The organism is Streptomyces sp. R41 (genome assembly GCF_041053055.1).
GTDB lineage: Bacteria > Actinomycetota > Actinomycetes > Streptomycetales > Streptomycetaceae > Streptomyces.
The window spans coordinates 10198183-10218573 of sequence record NZ_CP163443.1 but is presented as its reverse complement, the minus strand read 5'-3'; the positions used below and the strand labels follow the sequence as shown (position 1 = coordinate 10218573).

14 protein-coding genes and 1 pseudogene are annotated in these 20391 nt (G+C 68.7%); 12 read left to right on the top strand and 3 right to left on the bottom strand.

The features are described 5' to 3' along the window. Window positions 1-181: 181 nt before the first annotated feature. From AB5J53_RS46580 to AB5J53_RS46570, 3 genes are all read left to right on the top strand, one after another. Window positions 182-1561 (top strand): ricin-type beta-trefoil lectin domain protein, encoded by a 1380-nt coding sequence (locus AB5J53_RS46580; RefSeq protein WP_369251620.1) that lies wholly within the window; start codon window positions 182-184, stop codon window positions 1559-1561. Between the two features lie 121 nt (window positions 1562-1682). Then, a complete protein-coding gene (locus tag AB5J53_RS46575) occupies window positions 1683-3812 on the top strand; it encodes an RICIN domain-containing protein (RefSeq protein ID WP_369251619.1) in 2130 nt (709 codons plus the stop codon). 26 nt (window positions 3813-3838) lie between these two features. Next, window positions 3839-5131 (top strand): ThuA domain-containing protein, encoded by a 1293-nt coding sequence (locus AB5J53_RS46570; RefSeq protein WP_369251618.1) that lies wholly within the window; start codon window positions 3839-3841, stop codon window positions 5129-5131. A 61-nt stretch (window positions 5132-5192) separates the two neighbouring features. Here the strand turns inward: AB5J53_RS46570 and AB5J53_RS46565 are convergent, their stop codons facing one another. Next, entirely contained in the window at window positions 5193-6341 is a 1149-nt protein-coding gene (locus tag AB5J53_RS46565) for a glycoside hydrolase family 88 protein (RefSeq protein WP_369251617.1), read from the bottom strand. A 448-nt stretch (window positions 6342-6789) separates the two neighbouring features. Here AB5J53_RS46565 and AB5J53_RS46560 point away from each other — a divergent pair, with 448 nt between their 5' ends. The 6 genes and pseudogenes from AB5J53_RS46560 to AB5J53_RS46535 all read left to right on the top strand — a co-directional run bounded on the left by AB5J53_RS46560 (window position 6790) and on the right by AB5J53_RS46535 (window position 15815). Continuing rightward, window positions 6790-7857, top strand: coding sequence for a LacI family DNA-binding transcriptional regulator (locus AB5J53_RS46560; protein WP_369252901.1), 1068 nt, complete (start codon window positions 6790-6792; stop codon window positions 7855-7857). 413 nt (window positions 7858-8270) lie between these two features. Next, window positions 8271-9656, top strand: coding sequence for an ABC transporter substrate-binding protein (locus AB5J53_RS46555; RefSeq protein WP_369251616.1), 1386 nt, complete (start codon window positions 8271-8273; stop codon window positions 9654-9656). An 82-nt stretch (window positions 9657-9738) separates the two neighbouring features. Then, on the top strand, window positions 9739-10683 hold the full coding sequence (locus AB5J53_RS46550; protein WP_369251615.1) for a carbohydrate ABC transporter permease: 945 nt from the start codon (window positions 9739-9741) through the stop codon (window positions 10681-10683). A gap of 65 nt (window positions 10684-10748) precedes the next feature. Continuing rightward, window positions 10749-11630 (top strand): carbohydrate ABC transporter permease, encoded by an 882-nt coding sequence (locus AB5J53_RS46545; protein ID WP_369252899.1) that lies wholly within the window; start codon window positions 10749-10751, stop codon window positions 11628-11630. A 49-nt stretch (window positions 11631-11679) separates the two neighbouring features. Beyond that, window positions 11680-13863 carry a beta-galactosidase gene (locus tag AB5J53_RS46540; RefSeq protein ID WP_369251614.1) on the top strand — a complete coding sequence of 728 codons (2184 nt, stop codon included), beginning with the start codon at window positions 11680-11682 and terminating at the stop codon, window positions 13861-13863. Window positions 13864-14064: 201 nt separating this feature from the next. After that, window positions 14065-15815: pseudogene (locus tag AB5J53_RS46535) on the top strand (RICIN domain-containing protein). A 392-nt stretch (window positions 15816-16207) separates the two neighbouring features. Here AB5J53_RS46535 and AB5J53_RS46530 read toward each other — a convergent pair. Both AB5J53_RS46530 and AB5J53_RS46525 read right to left on the bottom strand, forming a co-directional pair. Then, window positions 16208-17047: a DUF1206 domain-containing protein gene (locus tag AB5J53_RS46530; protein ID WP_369251613.1), complete on the bottom strand. Its 840-nt coding sequence runs from the start codon at window positions 17045-17047 to the stop codon at window positions 16208-16210. Further along, window positions 17044-17442 carry a hypothetical protein gene (locus tag AB5J53_RS46525; RefSeq protein ID WP_369251612.1) on the bottom strand — a complete coding sequence of 133 codons (399 nt, stop codon included), beginning with the start codon at window positions 17440-17442 and terminating at the stop codon, window positions 17044-17046. Before AB5J53_RS46525 ends, AB5J53_RS46530 begins: the two co-directional genes overlap by 4 nt. A 186-nt stretch (window positions 17443-17628) precedes the next feature. On the opposite strand from AB5J53_RS46525, the gene AB5J53_RS46520 reads away from it, so the two are divergent. From AB5J53_RS46520 to AB5J53_RS46510, 3 genes are all read left to right on the top strand, one after another. After that, window positions 17629-18552 carry a MurR/RpiR family transcriptional regulator gene (locus tag AB5J53_RS46520; RefSeq protein ID WP_369251611.1) on the top strand — a complete coding sequence of 308 codons (924 nt, stop codon included), beginning with the start codon at window positions 17629-17631 and terminating at the stop codon, window positions 18550-18552. Between the two features lie 423 nt (window positions 18553-18975). Next, window positions 18976-19353, top strand: coding sequence for a hypothetical protein (locus tag AB5J53_RS46515; RefSeq protein WP_369251610.1), 378 nt, complete (start codon window positions 18976-18978; stop codon window positions 19351-19353). A 52-nt stretch (window positions 19354-19405) separates the two neighbouring features. Further along, on the top strand, window positions 19406-20317 hold the full coding sequence (locus AB5J53_RS46510) for an MBL fold metallo-hydrolase (RefSeq protein ID WP_369251609.1): 912 nt from the start codon (window positions 19406-19408) through the stop codon (window positions 20315-20317). The last annotated feature ends 74 nt before the right edge of the window (window positions 20318-20391 follow it).

Genomic DNA, 20391 nt, shown 5'->3' with positions numbered 1-20391 from the left:
CCGCGCGTTCAACTCCTTGTGAATACCGCCCAATTCACGGGCTCCTTCGCTTCATCTCTTGACGACTTTGGTGCAGACCTTTAGGTTCCCGATCACCACGGCTCCATGAATGCGCTCGTTGTTCATGAACGTGAACACACCCCCACCATCAGCCTCCAGTGAAGGGCTGTGATCCCCCTTGATGGCCAGACAATCCCTTGCGCGCTCCGCCGCGTTGCGCGGCACCCTCACCACCGCCGTGCTCGCTCTCTCCGCGAGTGCGTTGAGCGTGGCTCCCGCCTCCGCCGCCACCGGCACGATCACGGGCCTCGCGGGCAAGTGCCTCGACGTGGCGGGCGCGAACTCCGCGAACGGCACGGCCGTACAGCTCTACGACTGCAACGGAACGGCCGCCCAGCAGTGGACCGTCGGCTCGGACGGGACGATACGGGCTCTCGGCAAGTGCCTTGACGTCACCGGCAATTCGACCGCGGACGGGGCCAAGCTCCAGCTGTGGGACTGTACGGGCGGCGCGAACCAGAAGTGGACGGTCTCCTCGGCGCGCGACATCGTCAATCCGCAGGCCAACAAGTGCGCGGACGTCACAGGCAACACCTCGGCGAACGGCACCCCGATACAGATCTGGAGCTGCACCGGCGGCGCCAACCAGAAGTGGACCGCGCCCGCCGCCGACGGGGGTACGACCCCCTCCGCGCCGATGGCCGTCGCCCCCTACATCTACAACGGCTGGGGCAGCCCTCCGAACCCCACCACGGTCATGAACGCCACCGGCGTCAAGTGGTTCACGTTGGCCTTCGTGCTCAGCAACGGATACTGCAACCCGCAGTGGGACGGCAGCCGTGCGCTGACCGGCGGCGTCGACCAGCAGACCGTCAACACCGTGCGGGCGAACGGCGGGGACATCATCCCGTCGTTCGGCGGCTACAGCGGCAACAAGCTGGAGAGTTCCTGCTCCAGCGCCGGGGAGTTGGCGGCCGCGTACCAGAAGGTCATCAACGCCTACGGGCTCAAGGCGATCGACATCGACATCGAGGCCGACGCCTACAGCAACACGACGGTCCAGCAGCGCACGGTGGACGCGCTCAAGACCGTCAAGGCCAACAACCCGGGCATCAAGGTGTACGTCACCATCGGCACGGGCCAGAGCGGCCCCGACACGGGCCTCATCAACCGGGCAGCCGCGTCCGGGCTCACCGTGGACAGCTGGACGATCATGCCGTTCGACTTCGGTGGTGCGGGGCAGAACATGGGCACGCTCACCCAGCGGGCCGCGGAGGGCCTGAAGACCGCGCTCAAGAACGCCTACGGCTACAGCGACGACCAGGCGTACCGGGACATGGGCATCTCCTCCATGAACGGGATCACCGACCAGAACGAGACGGTCACCGTCGCCGACTTCCAGACCATCCTCGGCTACGCGCAGCAGCACCACCTGGCGCGGCTGACCTTCTGGTCCGTCAACCGCGACCGGCCGTGCACGAGCGGTGTCGCCGACAGCTGCTCCGGAGTGAGCCAGCAGGACTGGGACTACACGCGCGTCTTCACGAAGTACACCGGCTGACCTTCCCCACCCCCCACCAGCGCAGGAGAGCCCCGTGTCCAGATTCAGGAGACAGTCCAGCCGTCACCGGATACCGAAAGTGCTGACCGTGTGCGCACTGGTGGCGACAACGCTGTCAGCCGTGGCGATCGCCTCGCAGGACAAGGCGTCCGCGCAGGCCGCCGCGCTGCCCACCGGCTGGGCCACCGTCGTCAACGTCGGCAGCGGCAAGTGCGTCGACGCGCGCGCCGCCGGGACGGCGAACGGCACCGCGGTCCAGCAGTACGCCTGCAACAGCAGCCAGGCCCAGCAGTGGCAGTTCGCGGCCACGTCCGGCGGATACTCCCAGGTCGACAATCGCGCCGACGCCACCAAGGCGTGGGACGTCACCGACGTCTCGACGGCGGACAGTGCGCCGGTCCAGCTGTGGACGTACGGCGGCGGCAACAACCAGCAGTGGCAGGCCGTGGCGGAGTCCAGCGGCGCGTACCACTTCGTGAACCGCAACAGCGGCAAGTGCCTCGACGTGCCGAGCGCCTCCACCGCGGACAGCGTGCAGCTGACGCAGTACACGTGCAACGGAACGGCAGCCCAGTCCTTCTACGTCAACCCCGTCGACGCGACGCCGCCGCCCGGGACCCCGGACCTCGGCCCGAACGTCACCGTCTTCGACCCGTCGACCCCGGCCACCACCATCCAGAGCAGCCTCGACTCGGCCTTCTCGCAGCAGGAGACCAACCAGTTCGGCACGGCTCGTAAGGCTTTCCTGTTCAAGCCGGGTACGTACAGCGCCAACGCCAACGTCGGCTTCTACACGCAGGTCGCCGGTCTCGGTCTCTCGCCCGACGACGTGAACATCAAGGGCTCGGTGCACGCCGAGGCCGACTGGTTCCAGGGCAACGCCACCCAGAACTTCTGGCGGTCGGCCGAGAACCTGTCGGTGACTCCCACGGGTGGCTCGGACCGCTGGGCGGTGTCGCAGGCCGCGCCCTACCGGCGCATGCACCTCAAGGGCAACCTCGCGCTGGACGACGGCGGTTGGTCCAGCGGTGGCTACATGGCCGACACGAAGGTCGATGGGCAGGTCAACTCCGGCTCCCAGCAGCAGTGGCTGTCGCGGAACACCGAGTGGGGCAGCTGGACCGGCTCCAACTGGAACATGGTCTTCGTCGGCTCCAGGAACGCTCCCGCGAACAGCTTCCCGAGCCCGCCGTACACCACGGTCGACCAGGCGCCGGTCACCCGTGAGAAGCCCTTCCTGTACGTCGACTCGGCCGGCGCCTGGAAGGTGTTCGTGCCCTCCGTGCGCACCAACACCAGCGGCACCACGTGGAGTTCCGGCACCCCGGCGGGCACGTCGCTGCCCCTCGCCGACTTCTTCATCGTCAAGCCGGGCGCGACGGCCGCGCAGACGAACGACGCGCTCGCGCAGGGCAAGAACCTGCTGGTGACTCCGGGGGTCTACCACCTCGACCAGACGCTCAAGGTGACCAGGGCGGACACCGTCGTCCTGGGCCTGGGTCTCGCCACGCTCATCCCCGACAACGGGATCACCGCGATGTCCGTCGCCGACGTGAACGGTGTCCAGCTCGCCGGTCTGCTGATCGACGCCGGCACCACCAACTCGTCGCAGCTCATGGAGATGGGGCCGAGCGGCTCCTCCGCCGACCACAGCGCCGACCCCAGCTCCCTGCACGACGTGTTCTTCCGCATCGGCGGCGCCGGCGTCGGCAAGGCCACCACGAGCCTGACGATCAACAGCGACGACGTCATCGGCGACCATCTGTGGCTGTGGCGCGCCGACCACGGCAGTGGCGTCGGCTGGACCAGCAACACCGCCGACACCGGGCTCGTCGTGAACGGTGACGACGTCACCATGTACGGCCTGTTCGTCGAGCACTACCAGAAGTACCAGACCATCTGGAACGGCAACGGCGGCCGCACGTACTTCTACCAGAACGAGATGCCGTACGACCCGCCCAACCAGTCGTCCTGGATGAACGGTTCGACCCAGGGCTACGCCGCGTACAAGGTCGCGAACTCGGTGACGAGTCATCAGGTGTACGGATTCGGCAGCTACTGCTACTTCAGCACCAACTCGAGCGTGGCCGCCGAGCACGCCATCGAGGCACCCAACACCGCGAACGTGAAGTTCAAGGACATGGTGACGGTCTCCCTGGGCGGCGTCGGCACGATCCGGCACGTCATCAACGACAAGGGCGGCCCGTCCAACTCCTCCACCAACGTCGCCAACCTCGTCAGCTACCCGTGACCCGCACAGAAGGGATCGATCAACCCATGCACACGATCAGATCCGGTCCGGCGCGCTCGGCCCTGCGGGTTCTCCTCCTCCTGGCGACGCTGCTCGGCCTGGCGGCGCCACCCGCCGCCCAGGCCGGCACGGCGGCGACCCCGTTCAAGGTGCTGGCGCTCTACAACGGCACCTGGGACGCGGCGCACATCGACTTCGTCAAGGAGGCGAACGACTGGTTCCCCAAGCAGGCCGCGGCGAACGGCTTCACCTACACGGCCAGCAACAACTGGGACCTGCTCAGCAGCGGCGGCGTCAACGCGTACCAAGTCGTGCTGTTTCTCGACGACTTGCCGCAGACATCGGCCCAACGGACAGGCTTCGAGACGTACATGCGCAATGGGGGTGCCTGGATGGGCTTCCATGTCGCGGCCTTCACGACCAACGCTGCGGGCTGGCCCTGGTACCACAACCAGTTCCTCGGCAGCGGCAACTTCCGGACCAACACCTGGGGTCCGACGACGGCGGTCCTGAAGGTCGAGGACCGTACACACCCGTCCACCAAGAATCTGCCGGCCGCGTTCACCTCGTCGGTCAGCGAGTGGTACAGCTGGTCCAACGACCTGCGGCAGAACCCGGACATCAAGATCCTGGCCTCGATCGACCCCAGCAGCTTCCCGGTCGGCACCGATCCCAACCAGACCTGGTACAGCGGCTACTACCCGATTCTGTGGACCAACACGAAGTACAAGATGCTGTACGCGAACTTCGGCCACAACGCCATGGACTACTCGACCAACACGCGTCTGTCGTCGACCTTCGCGAGTGAGACACAGAACCGGTTCCTGCTGGACGGGCTGAAGTGGCTGGGCGGGGCCGACACCACCACCCCGCCGGCGGACTCGATCTCCGAGACCGCCTGGTACTCGCTGACGAATGCCGGCAACGGCACCTGTGTGGACGCCCGTTCGGCCGCCACGGCGAACGGGACCGCGATCCAGCAGTACGCCTGCAACGGCACTCAGGCACAGCAGTTCCAGTTCCGCTCGACCGACAGCGGCTACCGCCAGGTCGGCATCCGCGGCAACCCGCAGCAGGTGATCGACGTGACCGGTGTCTCGACTGCCGACAACGCGCCGCTCCAGCTGTGGAGTTACGGGGGCGGGCAGAACCAGCAGTGGCTCCCGGTCAAGGAGAGCACCGGGCGCTACCACTTCACGGCCCGGCACAGCGGCAAGTGTCTGACCGCGGCGAGCGCCTCGACGAACAGCGTGCAGCTCACCCAGCGCACCTGCGACGGCTCTGCGGCACAGAGCTTCACGCTCACCGCACAGCCCTGACCGATCAGCGCAAGGGAGCCCCCGCCGCATTCCAGCGACGGGGGCCCTGTGTGTCCTCGTGTCAGTAGCCAGCCACGCGGGCGAGTTCGCTGCCGCCGAGCAGGAAGGCACCCACGCCGAAGTTCGCGGTGCTCTCGTAGGTGACGGGCTGGCTGGACTCCGGGCGGTCACCGACGTTCTGGACGTATCCCAGGAAGCCGTCGGGATGGACGGCGCTGGTGACGAGGCCGTTCCAGGCCCGGGCCGCCACCGGGAGGTAGGTGGCCCGGTCGACCAGGCCCGCGCCGATCGCGTACGACGTGCCGTACAGGAAGAAGGACGTGCCACTGGTCTCGGGGCCCGGCAGGTGCGCGGCGTCGGCGAGGTTGACGTTCCAGAAGCCGTCGCCGCGCTGTACGCCGGCCACGGCCGTCACCAGACGGGTCAGGGTGTCGCGGTATTCGGCGGTGTGCCGTTCGCCGGGCGGCAGGGCCTTGAGGGTTTTGACGTGTCCGCCGGTCACCCATCCGTTGCCTCGCGACCACACGACCGGCTTGCCCGTGGGAGAAGCGATCCCGCCGGGCAGGAAACGCTTGTCGCGGTACCACAGGCCCGTGGTGGGGTCGTACAGGCCGGGGCCGCCCTCGATGCGCTTGGTGTGGTTGTAGAGGGCGTACAGCTTCTCCCAGTACTGGGTGTCCTTGCGCAGGGCGCCCAGGCGGGCGAAGGGCGGCATGGCCATGTGGAGGGCGTCGTCCCACCACCAGTCGTCGTTCTTGTCCGGCTGATCCTCGTAGACCATGCGGTGCAGGGACGTTTCTATCGCGGTGAGCTTCCGCTCCTCGGGTTCTCTCTCGTAGAGATCGAGGTAGGCCTGCCCGGCATTGTGGTTGTCGGCGTGGCGGGTGGTCACGCCGCCGTTGAGGCCGTACGCGTGCTTCTCGGCCCAGCCGCGGGCGTAGGAGAGGTAGCGGGCGCTGCCCGTCAGGCGCTGGAGGGCGAGCAGCCCGCTGAAGAAGGTGGCGTTGGCCCAGCCGTTGTCACCGGGGTCCGTGTGGGCGCCGATCCACTGGTCGGCCACGCGCCGCAGGACTGCGGTGATCTCGGCCCTCGGCGGCAGTCCGGGCGAGGCGGCGCGCGGGGCGGCTTGTGCGGTGCCCGTCAGCGAGGGCAGGAGGGATGCGGAGGCCGCGAGCGCGACAGCACCGGAGAGCAGGCGTCGTCTATGCATGTGAACAACTCCTACGGATGGGGACTCCCATCCTCAACTCCCGCCTCACAGGCTGTCCATGGCTCGTCATCAACTTGTCGCGAATCAAAGGGAGTTCAGGTCACCAAACCTGGTTCAGACCCTAGAACCATGGTCGCGCACACCCCGGCAGCTCTGTAGTTGCGTCCCACGTCGAGCCGCGCCCTTTTCGGCGCGCCTCGGGCCGGGTCACGCTCTCGCACCGCGGTTACTCCCCGGAACGCTGATCCCTGGAGTCCCCGCGCTCCCGCCCCCGGCGTGACGTCACGGATACGGTCCGGACTCTTGACGGCCGCCGTATGACTGCGTAGACATGACTGCGCAGTCAGCCCAGCGTAGGTCTGACACAATCGGGCTCGACCGTCGGCCACCGGGAGACACCATGACGCGAGGGACGGAGCGAGGCGGGAGCTCCGCCGCGCCGCGCAGCGTGGACGTGGCCCGGCTGGCGGGGGTCTCGCAGAAGACCGTGTCACGGGTCTTCAACGACGAGCCGTATGTCTCCGCCGATGTGCGCCGCCGCGTCCTCGACGCCGCGGAGCAGCTCGGCTACCGGCGCAACAACGCGGCCCGGGCGCTGGCCTCGGGACGGACCCGCTCCATCGGTGTGGTGACGCTGGGCACGGCGCTGTACGGGCCGGCCACCTTGCTCATGGGTGTCGAGAGGATCGTCCGGGACACGGGGTACGCGCTGCGCGTGGTCAACACGATGGAAGGCGACCCGGCGGGCATCGCCGGCGCCCTCGACTCACTCCTCGACCAGGGTGTGGACGGCATCGTCATCTCCGAGCCCATCGACGAGGACGGAGACGGCGAGGACATGTCCGTCCGTGTCGAGGTGCCGATCCTGGTCATCGGCGCGCCGCCGCCCTTCGCCGCTTCCACGGTGCTGGTCGCGGGCGGCGGCGCCGACCTGATGGCGCAGGCCGCGACCGATCATCTGCTGGACCTTGGCCACGCGACCGTGCACCACCTCGCCGGTCCGCAGCGGTGGTACGCCGCCCGGGACCGCCTCGAGGGATGGCGAGCCGCGCTCACCGAACGGGGCAGGGACGTCCCGCCGGTCGTCGAGGGCGACTGGTCGGCCGCGTCCGGATACGAGGCAGGCCGCGCCCTGGCCGCCGACCCCGACGTGACCGCGGTGTTCTCCGCCAACGACGACATGGCCATCGGTCTCATCCGCGCGCTGACGGAAGCCGGCCGACGGGTGCCGGAGGACGTGAGCGTCGTCGGCTTCGACGACATTCCGGTCGCCGGCTATGTGAGTCCTCCGCTGACCACGGTGCGTCAGCCGTTCGACGCCGTGGCGCGGGAGGGACTCAAGCGTCTCGTGCACTCCATCGAGAATCCGCAGGCAGATCCCTTGCCGGCGACTGACCCACCGGTCGACCTCATCATCCGTGCCTCGACCGCGCCCCCGCCGCCCCGGACGACCCCGGGCCGCGGACAGCGCAGTGCCCCGCGTTCCCGAAGGGAGGCTCGTTCCACTGACCACTGACGAACGCTGACCAGCCCGATCACCCCGGCCAACAGAACTCATGGCTGACGTGTGATCCCAAGGCGAGCCGCCGTACCGGCCGCTGGTCACTCCCTTCTTACTGCCGCGCACCGCTCTGCCGGACGACCCCGAATCACGAGCGACGCGGGACCTCTCCTTCGCCAGTCGGCCCTGAGCCAGACTGCCGCGCCGGTCTCTGCCCCATACCGCCTTCTCCTGTCGGCCGCGGCGTTCCACCTCCGCAGCACGTGGAACGCACACCGGTCCCGGTCCGCGAGGACGTGCCCCCGACCGCGTAAGTCTCCACCGCATGGTCGTCACGCCCGCGCTTTCCCTCCCTCTCCTCGTCTTCACCCCTGTTCCGCACGCCCTCGCCAGGCGTGCCGTCACCTTCGCCACGGCGGGAGTTCACCATGCCCAGATCCGGATCCTCTGCCAGTTCCACCCCGATGAGCCGTCGGCTCTTTCTCACCGCGACGGGGGCCGTGTCCCTCGGCGCCGCGCTGTCCGCGTGCGGCGGCGACTCGGGCGGCGCGTCCTCTTCCTCCAAGCCGGTCAGCCAGGCCGACATCGACAAGGCGATGACGACCCCGACCGAGCTGATGTTCTGGACCTGGGTCCCGAACATCGCCCAGGAGATCGCGCTCTTCGAGGAGAAGTACCCGGCCATCAAGGTCAAGGTCGTCAACGCCGGCCAGGGCACCCCGCAGTACACCAAGCTGCGCACGGCGCTGAAGGCCGGCAGCGGGGCCCCGGACATGGTGCAGGTCGAGTTCCAGGCCATCCCGACCTTCACCATCACCAACAGCCTGCTGGATCTGCGGCCGTACGGCGCATCCGCGCTGAAGGACAAGTTCGTCGACTGGACGTGGGGCCAAGTCAGCGGCCCCAAGGGCGAGGTCTGGGCGATCCCGCAGGACACCGGTCCGATGGGCATGCTGTACCGCAAGGACATCTTCGACAAGCACGGCATCGAAGTGCCGGGGACCTGGGACGAGTTCGCCTCGGCGGCCCGGAAGCTCCACAAGACCGATCCGGACGTCTACCTCACCAACCTCGCGGCCAACCAGGTCGCCGCCTGGCACGGGCTGCTGTGGCAGGCGGGCGCCAAGCCCTACGTCACTTCCGGCAGCGACATCACCATCAGCGTCGACGACCCGGTCTCCAGGAAGCTCGGCGAGTACTGGGGCGCTCTGGCGGATGAGGGAGTCATCGGCGTCGAACCGGACTTCACCGACGCCTGGTACGCCGCACTGAACAAGGGCAAGTACGCCACCTGGCTCACCGCGGCCTGGGGCCCGGTCTTCCTCTCCGGATCGGCCAAGGCCACCGCGGGCAAGTGGCGGGCGGCCCCGCTGCCGCAGTGGGACGCCGCCAAGCCGAGCTCCGGTAACTGGGGCGGCTCGACCACAGCGGTCATCCGGTCGACCAAGAACCCCATCGCGGCGGCCATGTTCGCGCAGTTCCTCAACAGCAACCCCGCCAGCGCCAAGATGTTCGCCACCGAGCAGTTCTTCTTTCCGGCGACGAAAGCCCTGCTCACGGACCCCGAGTTCGTCGGGGACGCGCCGTCCTTCTACGGCGGCCAGAAGGTCAACCAGCTCTTCGCCGACATCGGCGGCACCGTCAACTCCTCCTTCCAGTGGCCGCCGTTCCTCGACCAGGCGGCGACGGACTGGACCGAGACCGTCGGCAAGTCCCTGGCCGACAAATCCGACACGGTCCGCGCCCTCGGCACGTGGCAGTCGCGGCTGACCACATACGCCAAGAACCAGGGCTTCACCGTCAAGTCATCGTGACCGCCGACGGGTCCCGCGCTTCCGCGCTCCGGCGCGGGACCCGTCCCCTCGCCGGGACAGTCCCACCCCTCAGAAAGGCCCGATGATGACTGCCACAACCGCGGCCTCCCCCAAGGGCCCACACCGGGCAGGACCGACGCGCCGCGGGCCCGCTGGCGTGCGCCGCCAGGGTGCGGCGGGGCCGCTGTTCGTCGCGCCGTTCCTGGTGCTCTTCCTCCTGCTCTTCCTCGCCCCACTCGGCTATGCCGCCTACCTCAGCCTGTTCGAGCAACGCCTCATCGGCGGGACCGTGTTCGTCGGCCTGGACAACTACGTCCAGGCCCTCCAGGACCCGCTCCTGATCCACGGCGTCGGACGCGTCGCGCTGTTCTTCGTGATCCAGGTCCCGCTGATGCTCGTGCTGGCCCTGCTCTTCGCCCTCGCACTCGACAGCGGCCTGCTGCGCCTCGCCCGTGTCATCCGGCTGGGCATCTTCGTCCCCTACGCCGTCCCGAGCGTGGTCGCCACCCTCATGTGGGGCTACCTCTACGGGCCGGACTTCGGCCCGTTCGCCCAGCTGAGCCGGAAGCTGGACCTGCCGGCTCCGCACTTCCTCAGCGACGGCTGGATGCTCGGCAGCCTGGCGAACATCGTGACCTGGGAGTTCGTCGGCTACAACATGATCATCCTGTACGCCGCCCTGCGGACCATTCCGCAGGAACTCTACGAGGCGGCCGCGGTGGACGGAGCGGGCGCCTGGCGGGTCGCCTGGTCCGTCAAACTGCCCGCTCTCCGCCCGGCGCTGATGCTCACCCTGCTGTTCTCGGTGATCGGCAGCTTCCAGCTGTTCAACGAGCCGAACCTGCTGATGAAGATCGCCCCGGCCGTCATCAGCAGCTCCTACACCGCCAACCTGTACTCCTATTCCCTCGCCTTCACCGGCCAGCAGCTGAACTACGCGGCCACGGTGTCCTTCCTGCTCGGCCTCGTCATCGTGATCGCCTCCTACGCCGTGCTGCTCACCGCGAACCGCAGGAGGACCCCGTGACCACCACCACTGCGACAGCCACGCCCGCGGCGACCGCGAGCGCCGCGGCGAGGGGTCGGACATCCGTGGCGCACGGCCGTCGCCGTCCGTCGGCGTCCCGGCGCCGCAGCACCCCCCTGACGATCGCCATGCTGGCCGCCCTGGCCTACTTCCTGCTGCCGCTGTTCTGGCTGGCCGTCGCCTCGACCAAGAGCACGCAGGACCTGTTCAACAGCTTCGGCCTGTGGTTCTCGCACGCCCCGCAGCTGCTGACGAACATCAGGGAGACCTTCACCCAGGACGACGGGGTGTTCGCGCACTGGCTGCTGAACACGGTCATGTACGCCGTCGTCAGCGCCGTCGGCGCCGCCCTGCTCGCGGCCGCCGCCGGGTACGGGTTCGCCAAGTTCCGCTTCCGCGGCGACCGCGCCGCCTTCAACCTTGTCCTCGGCGCCGTCATGGTCCCGGCAACCGCCCTGGCCATCCCGACCTACCTGCTGTTCGCCAAGGCAGGCATCGTCAACACGCCTTGGGCCATCATCCTGCCCTCCCTGGTCAACCCCTTCGGTCTCTACCTCATGCGCGTCTACGCCCAGGACGCCGTCCCCGACAGCATCCTCGAGGCGGCTCGCATCGATGGCGCGGGAGAGGCCCGGATCTTCTTCACGATCGCCCTGCGACTCCTGGCACCGGGTCTGGTGACGGTCTTGCTCTTCACACTGGTCGCGACGTGGAACAACTACTTCCTGCCGCTGATCATGCTCAACGACCCGAGCCTGTACCCGATCACCGTCGGGCTGTCCTCCTGGGCCGCCCAGGCCCAGAACGGAGGGGCGGGTAGCAGCAGCGACATGCTCGCGCTCGTCGTAACGGGCTCCCTCATCTCGATCCTCCCGCTCGTCATCGCTTTCCTCCTGCTCCAGCGGTACTGGCAGAGCGGGCTGGCCGCCGGCGGCGTCAAGCAGTGACGCGCCTACGCGCGCTGCTCCTGTCCCTCTACCTACCGGAGGTTTCTCCATGGCGGTTCTGCCCGCCCGCGTCCTGTTCGGCGCCGCGTACTACCACGAGTACCAACCGGCCTACGACGCCCAGTTGCTGCCCGACGAACAGCTCAAGACCGACCTCGACCTGATGGCCGAGGCCCACTTCACCGTGATCCGGGTCGGCGAGTCGGTCTGGTCGACCTGGGAGCCGGAGAACGGGCGGTTCGACCTGGACTGGCTCCAGCCGGTGCTGGACGGCGCACACGAGCGAGGCATATCGGTGATCCTCGGGACGCCGACGTACGCGGTGCCGCCGTGGCTGGCCCGCCAGTACCCGGAGATCACGGGCGAGCAGGCCACGGGGCATCGCCTCGGCTTGGGCGCCCGCCAGGAGGCGGACTTCACCCACCCCGCCTTCCGCTTCCACGCCGAACGCGTGATCCGCAAGATCGTCGCCCGGTACGCCGACCACCCGGCCGTCATCGGCTTCCAGGTCGACAACGAGCCCGGCCTGCACCTCTTCCACAACCACGGCGTCTTCCAGCGCTTCACCGACCACCTGCGCGCCCAGTACGGCGACGTCGAGACCCTCAATCGCGAGTGGGGACTGGTCTATTGGTCCCACCGGCTCTCCACCTGGGCCGACCTATGGACGCCCGATGGCAACGCCCAGCCGCAGTACGACGTCGCCTGGCGGGAATTCCAGGCCCGGCAGGTCACCGAGTTCATCGGCTGGCAGGCCGACATCGTCCGCGAGTACGCCACCCCCGAGCAGTTCGTCACGACCTGCATCTCCTACACCCGCCAAGGGGTGGAGGACGATGAGCTGACCGACCGCCTCGACATCGCCTCGGGCAACCCTTACTACGACATGCAGGACGGCCTCCTGCTGCCCGACCCCACGCCCGACGACCACGAGCAGATCTGGAAGACCACCGGGGTCTGGTCGATGTACCGGACGGCGGACTCGATGTTCTCCTCGCGCCAGGAGCCGTTCCTGGTCACCGAGACCAACGCCAACTCCATCGGCTTCGCGTGGGACAACCGGCCCGGCTACGACGGCCAATGGCGGCAGGCCGCCTGGGCCCATGTCGGGCGCGGGGCACGAATGATCGAGTACTGGCAGTGGCAGACGCTGCGCTTCGGCGCGGAGACCTACTGGGGCGGCGTCCTCCCGCACACCGGCAGACCGGGCCGCACGTACGCCGAAATCGCCCGTCTCGGCGCGGAGTTCGAGACTGCGGGCCCGCTCGTCGCCGGGATCGAGCCGGACGCCGACATCACGATGGTCTACTCGATGCCGAGCAAGTGGCTCATGCAGAACCACCCGCCGCTCTCCACCCCCGACGGTGAACCCGATCCCGCCGCCTATCACCGCATCTTCGACCCGTTCTACCGCGGCGCCTTCGACGCAGGCCGCCAGGTACGCATCGTCCACAGCCGTCAACTGCACGACCCGCGTGGCGAACGGGAAGGCGTGGCACCGGAAGAGGCCGCCCGCCGCCACCCCGTCCTCGTCGTCCCAGCTCTCTACATCGCCGCCGACACGACCCTCGACTGGCTCGCCGCCTACGCCCACGCCGGCGGCCACCTGGTCCTCGGCCCGCGCACCGGCTATGCCGACCACGAGGCCCGCGCGCGGCACGAGTCGGCCCCCGGACGGTTGGTCGACGCCGCGGGGGTTCACTACGACGAGTTCAGCAACCTTGTACGCGACGTTCCCCTGTGCCCCGAGCCCGGCAGCCCGCTGACGCTGCCGGAGACGGCGACGGCAACGCACTGGGCCGAAGGCCTGATCGTCGCCGACGCAGACATCCTCGCCTCGTACGACCACCCGCACTTCGGCCGCTGGCCGGCCCTCACCACCCGGCCACACGGGGAGGGCCGCGTCACGTACGTCGGTACGGTTCCCGGGCGCGACCTGGCCCAGGCGATCGCCCAGTGGCTGGTGCCCACCGCGGGCAGCGGATGGCGGGACCTCCCGGCGTCCGTGACCGCCACGACCGGCACCTCCCAGGACGGACGCCGCGTCCACATCGTCCACAACTGGAGCTGGGAACCCGCGAGCGTTCCCGCCCCGACAGAGCTCTCCGACGCCCTGAACGGCACGTCCCTTCCCGTGGGCACGCCGCTGGACCTCGGCCCGTGGGATGTACGCGTGCTCGTCTCCGCCTTGGCCGACGGCGCCTCGGCACCTGAAGCGGGCCATCGCTCCTGACGCAGCCCAGCACGGGACGGAGCACCGCGTCAGCTGAGCGCCTGAGCAGATTGCCGAGCCGACGAAGCGCGAAACCCGCAGACCTCGTCACCGCAACGGTGACCGAAGAACCCGAGCATCACCGCGGTCGTCCCCGAAGGAGAAGCTATGCAGACAGGAAGGCCGGCGAGAGCGCTGGGAACCTTCATCGCGGCATCCGCGATGCTGGCGATACCCATGGGCAGTGCGCAGGCATACAACCCGACCGGCGGGATCCTTTACCAGCTCGGAAACGAACCGTGCCTGAAAGGGCGGGGCAACTGCGCGATCTACCCGAAGTCGGCCCAGCTGCCGAGCGGACGCCTGGTCGCGTCGTTCGAGAAGTCCACTGTCGTACCGGAGACGGGCAGCGCCGACGGACAGACCCTCCCGGTCCACAAGAGCGACGACCACGCAACGACGTGGCAGCCGCTGTCGCAGGTCAAGGCTCCGGCGTACCTCTCCAGCGACCCCACGTACGCGAGGTACACGAGCAACTGGACGAACCCGTACCTCTACACGCTTCCGCAAGATGTCGGGAACCTGAAGCAGGGCACGCTCCTCCTCGCGAGTGTCGTGTCCGGCGACGACTACTACTACCGCGAGCACAAGGCAGCCGATCCGAACTGGACGCCGGCCAACGACGGAGACCGCAAGGATCTGGCGATCGCCCTGTACTCCAGCACCGACGACGGCACGACGTGGAAGGTCGTCAACGTCGTCGCGACAGGCGGCTGGCAGGGCGGCAGCGCGGGCGCGACCGGCCAGAACATCGCGGGCGCGAACACGAACAAGCAGGTGGATCCCCTCTGGGAGCCGTACCTGACGGTCTACAAGGGCAAGCTCGTCTGCTACTACTCGGACGAGAACGACTACACCGGCTTCGATCCGGCCACCGGCGTCCCGACACTGGACCCCGCGAACGACACCGCCCCGGATTCGCACGGCCAGATCCTCGCCCACAAGACCTGGGACGGCCGCAGCGCGACGTGGAGCGCGCCCGTCGTCGACCTCGCGGGACTGACCCAGGACATGGGAGGCGGGAAGACGGAGATCGGCGGCGGGCGGCCGGGCATGACGAACGTCGTCCGGACGACGGACGGCAAGTGGCTCCTGACCTACGAGTACTGGGGCGGCGGAGCCAACACCAGGTACACGCTCGCCGACAACCCGTTGGAGTTCTACCGCGGCTCCCCCACGGGCGAGTCCATCATCTCATTGCCGATCGACGCCGGCTCCCGTGCCCTCGCCACCGGGGGCAGTCCGGTCATCATCAGGCTTCCCGGTGGACGCCTGGTCTACAACGCCGCCGGCAGCGGCAACGTCTGGGTCAACGAGAGCGGACGCAGCAACGGCGCGTGGAAGGAATACCAGACGACCCTGGGACCCGGATACAGCCGCAATCTGCAGTACGTCGAGGGCACCGGCCGCATCGCGATCCTCCGCAACCAGGGCACATCGACGCTCGCGTACGCCGAGGTCGATCTCGGTCACTCGGACGGCGCCTACTACCAGCTGGTCAACCGGAAGACCGACCAGGTGATCGGCACCGGAAACAACACCAACGACGCGAACATCGGCAACGGGGACGCCCTGACGTCGTCCTGGAGGACCCCGGCTCGGCGACCAACACGGACACCCAGTACTGGCACGTGGTGACCTCACCCAAGGGCGGCGTGACGCTACTCAACAAGTCGGGCGGACGCGCCGCAGCCATCTGGACAGGCAACGCGACGGCCGGCCAGAAGATCGGCCAATGGGTCGACGACAGCGCCACCGGCAGCTGGAACCTCATCAAGACCGACGACGGGTTCTACACATTGCAAGCAGCCAAGAACACGAGTCTGTACTTGACCGGTGCATCCGACGGGGCAGCGCTCACCTTACGGAACGCGGTCGCGGACGGCTCGCAGGACTGGGAGCTCGTCCGGTAGGCGCCCACCCCCCGGGAACCTCACAAAAGTGAAACGTGACGCCCCCAGCACGGCGGTGATCTCGGCCCTCGCCAGACGCCCGAGCGAGGCGGCGAAGGCGACGGCCTGCGCGGTGCCGGTCGGCGAGGCAACGACGGCGGCGAAGGCGGTGAGAGCGGCCTCGCCGGACACGCAGGCGTCGCCTGTCCGTGTGAGCTCCTACGGACAGGCGGCCTCACCGCCTCAACTCCCGCCCCACGCTTCGTCCATGGCTTGCCGTCAACTTTTCCTGAACGGGGTGGAGTTCAACCCAAATCGGAATCCATTCACGTCGCAGAACCAGGACCACGCCCCTGGGAGTCCTCGGCCGGCCTCGTACAGCCCGGCTGCCACGGTGGCTCAGACCGCGCCTCTCACACCCTCCGCCACCGCGCCATCGCGCAGGAGAACGTCCCGAACAGGACGAGCCCCACGGCGACACAGGCCAGCAGCCACGGGCCCAACGGGGTGTCGGTGAATGAGCGGAGCGTGTCGTCCACGCCCTTGGCCTTGTCGGGTTCGTAGTCGACGGCGGCCCGCACCGCGAAGGCCCCCGCCGCGGCGAACACCAGCCCGCGCGCGACCCCGCCCGCCACGCCCGTCGTGTCGACGGCTCGCCGCACGCGCCGCGACATTTCCCCGAGCTTCAGCTGGTCGCGGTACTTGCGCAGCACGGCTCGGGCGGCGATCCAGACACCCGCCACGACGGTGGCGGCGCCCGCCGCGCCCACGATCCACTGACCTCCCGGCCGCTCCAGCGCCCTGGCCGTCACATCCCGGGACTGCCGGTCGCTGGAGCCTGTGCCGCCCGCGCCCGCGCCCGCGGCGAAGGAGAGCACGGAGTAGGCGACAAACGCGTAGAAGACACAGCGCACGGCCGACAGCAGTCGCTTCCGCGCGGTACCGCCGTCCCGTCCGGCCGCACCGAAGAGCGCCTCGGACAGCCGCCACAGCGCCATACCGACTAGTCCCGCGCCCAGGGCCCACAGCAGGACGGCCGCGAAGGGCTTCGTCGAGATCTCTTCGAGCGCGCCGCTCCGGTCCGCCTGGCGCCCGCCGTCCCCGAAGGCGATCCGCAGCGCCAGTGCGCCCACCAGTAGATAGATCGCGCCTCGTGCGACCAGCCCCGCCCTGGCCGCGCCCTCCAAGGCCGATCCCGTCGCGGCCCGACGGGCCCGGAGCCGACCGCTCCGGGTCACCGCGTCGGCGTTCACACGGACTCGGACTCGTGCGCCGGGACAGCTTCCAGCCGCAGTTGGACCTGAACCTCCTGGTCTCCCGCGTCTTCACCCAGTTCGGACACGGCGAAGGCCCCGCGCAGGGTCTCCCGCACGAGCTGCACCGCGTGGGGCGTGCCCTGTACTTCCGCCGTCACCGGTCCCGAGAGCCGGCCCGTTGGTATGGCCGCGTTCTCGGGCGCGTCCTCCGTGTCGAAGGTGCCGGTCCACACCGTCGGGTGGTGGCCCTCGGCCTCTCGGACCTCGTCCTCGGCACACCGGTCCGAGGCGAAGCGACTGCACAGGACGGCGAACAGGTGCCCGGCGTCGGCCGCCGAACAGTCGCTGAGCACCACCTGGACCTGCGATCCGGGCAGCGGATGCGCGCTCATGGAAATCCTCTCCCCTCTCGCACGGGGATCTCACCTTCGAACAGGCGAGTCCTTGCGTTGTCGCGGGTACCCCGCAGGCGCGAGTGAAACGGCCTCGCGCGCATGCCACGTGTGGTGAGACACCCCCAGGTCAACACGTTCCGTGAGCTATGTTGAGTGCTCGTGGGACATGAAGGAGGCGCACCGGTGCCATCGCCGCAGCAGTCACGCGCACAGGCATCCGCGATCACCTCGGGCAAGAAGGCTCCGGAGGCGAGCGTGGCTCCCACGTCCCAGCTCAGGGAACTGTTCGACGGACCACGGCTCTCCCCGGGACAGCGGCGCATCGCCCAGTACCTGATCGAGCACATCACCGAGGCGGCGTTCCTGTCGATCACGGATCTCGCGGAGCGCGTCGGCGTCAGCCAGCCCTCGGTCACCCGTTTCGCGGCGGCGGTCGGCTTCAGTGGTTACCCCGCGCTACGGGAGAGGCTCCAGTCGATCGCGCTCAGCGTCCTCGGCAGCACGCCGCCCGCGCTCGCGGAGGCCACGAGCAACGAGCTGCAGGCGGCGGTGGACGCCGAGATCGAGAACCTGGAGAACCTGCGGCGGGACTTCGCCGATCCGGACGAGGTGATCCGTGTCGGCCGGGCGCTGTCGAAGTCGACGCCGCTGACGGTCCTCGGGCTGCGGATCTCCGTGTCGCTGGCCGAGTACTTCGCGTACGCCGCGCGGCGCATCCACCCGGACGTACGGCTGGTGACCCGGGGCGGCAGCGTCGCCTACGACGCGCTGCTGCAGTCGCGCGAGGCGGGCGGCACCTGGGTACTGGCCTTCGGGATGCCGCGGCACGCCCAGGAGACGCTCACGGCCCTGCGGGTCGCGCGCAGCGCGGGGCTGCAGGTGGCCCTGATCACCGACCTGGGGCTCGGACCGCTGGCGGACGAGGCCGACGTCACCTTCACCATCGGCACCGGGTCACGCCTCGTCTTCGACTCCTACGCGGCGCCGGTCGTGATGTCGGCGGCGCTGCTGCAGGCCATGACCGACGCCGATCCGGAGCGGACGCAGGCCCGCCTGGAGGAGTACGAGCAGGTCGCCGAGCAGCACCAGTTCTTCCTCAAGGACTGAGACCTTCTTCGTCAAAGGGTGAGGCTGCTTCCTCAACGGCTGAGGCGTGCCTCCTGCGGCGGCGTCCCCTGGCCGCGGCCGTAGGGGGCTGCCGCGCGACCCTTGCAGAAAGCCCTTCCCCGCACCGCCTGTCACCACGGCATCACGGGATCATTCACATCAATTCGCGCATGAATGTTTTCATGTTCTTGCGCATCCGGCGGTATATATAAATACTTCTCGCGGATCGTGACCAGGAGGCCTCCGGGTCACGTCCGACGACCACCCGGGACCGTCCGCTCCTACCCGCATCGGGTCCCGGGTGTTCAGACGGGCCCCGCCTGCGCGAGCGCCCGTGGTGGCGGCCCCGGTCATCCCCTAGACCGGGGCCGCCCCAGACCCCCCACGACCCTTTCCCGCCGACGTAACCCGGAAGCGATGAACATGGCCCTGACATACTCACCGATCACCTCGGACTGGCCGTGCCAGGTCAAGACCCCCGGCAGCTTCGACTGGGAGCGATCCGCGGTCAGATGGCTGCGCGAGCTCGTGCCGAGCCGCTACGCGAGCTACCCCGTCCTGCTCAAGCACCCCGTGCTCCTCGCCCGCCACGCCCAGATCCAGGTGCAGCACGAGATACGGGTCGCCCGCACCGCCCTGCAGACCGCCCGGGCCGAACTCCCCGCTCTCGGCCTGCACGAAGGGGTCATCGAGCACACCATCAAGCTGTACGCCGCCGAGGTCATGCAGCTCCAGCACATCGCCCGCAGCATCCGCGCGGTGACCCACGCTCTGACGGACGGCAACGCCGCGCGAAACTGAGGTCCCGGGGCCTGTGTGATGGTTCCGGCAGGACCGTCACCGAGGAGTCGCCGTGGACACGCACAGGCCGCCGCATGTTGTCGCAGGTGGAGCGGGGGAAGCCGGGGGATCCGTACCGGCGCGGACCCTCGACGTACGGTGGATTCACGGCTCGCCGTCGGCCAAGCACAACACCGATCCCGACATCCAGGTCCACGCGTACGACGCGCACACGGTGATCCTTCGGCAGAACATGGCGATCGACTACGAAGCGCCCTTCATGTTCCTGCTGTTCGGCGAGGAACGAGCCGTTCTGATCGACACCGGCGCCACCGCATCGGCCGAGTACTTCCCGCTGCGTCGCGTGGTCGACGAGGTGATGGAGGACTGGCTGACCGCACACCCCCGGGACGGCTACGAACTCTTGGTGCTGCACACGCATCCGCACGGCGACCACATCGCGGGGGACGGTCAGTTCACCGACCGTCCCGGCACCAGAGTCGTGGACGGGGCCCTGGACAGGGCATGGGAGTTCTTCGGCTTCCGCGACGATTCCGAGGTCGTCGCCCGGGTCGACCTGGGTGGCCGCGTCCTCGAATGCCTGGCGACGCCGGGGCATCACAAGGCGGCGGTGACGTTCTTCGACCCTTGGACCGGGTTCCTGCTCACCGGCGACACGGTCTATCCCGGCCGCCTGTACGTCGAGGACTGGCCGGCCTTCACCCGCACCATCGACCGCCTGATCGACTTCTGTGCCACCCGGCCGGTCACCCACGTCCTCGGATGCCACATCGAAATGACCCGGCAGCAGGGCCGGGACTATCCGGTGCGCACCACCTATCAGCCCGACGAGCCGCCGCTGCAGATGACGACGGATCAACTGCGTGACATCCGAGCGGCGATCGAGACGGTCGGCGACCGGCCGGGACGCCATGTGTTCGACGACTTCGTGATCTGCCACCGCGACACTCCGGACGGAGACTAAGGCGCCGATGCCCGCGAATGGCCCAAGCGGGCACGATAGGAAACGGCGTGGGCGGGAAGACGGAGAGCGAACAG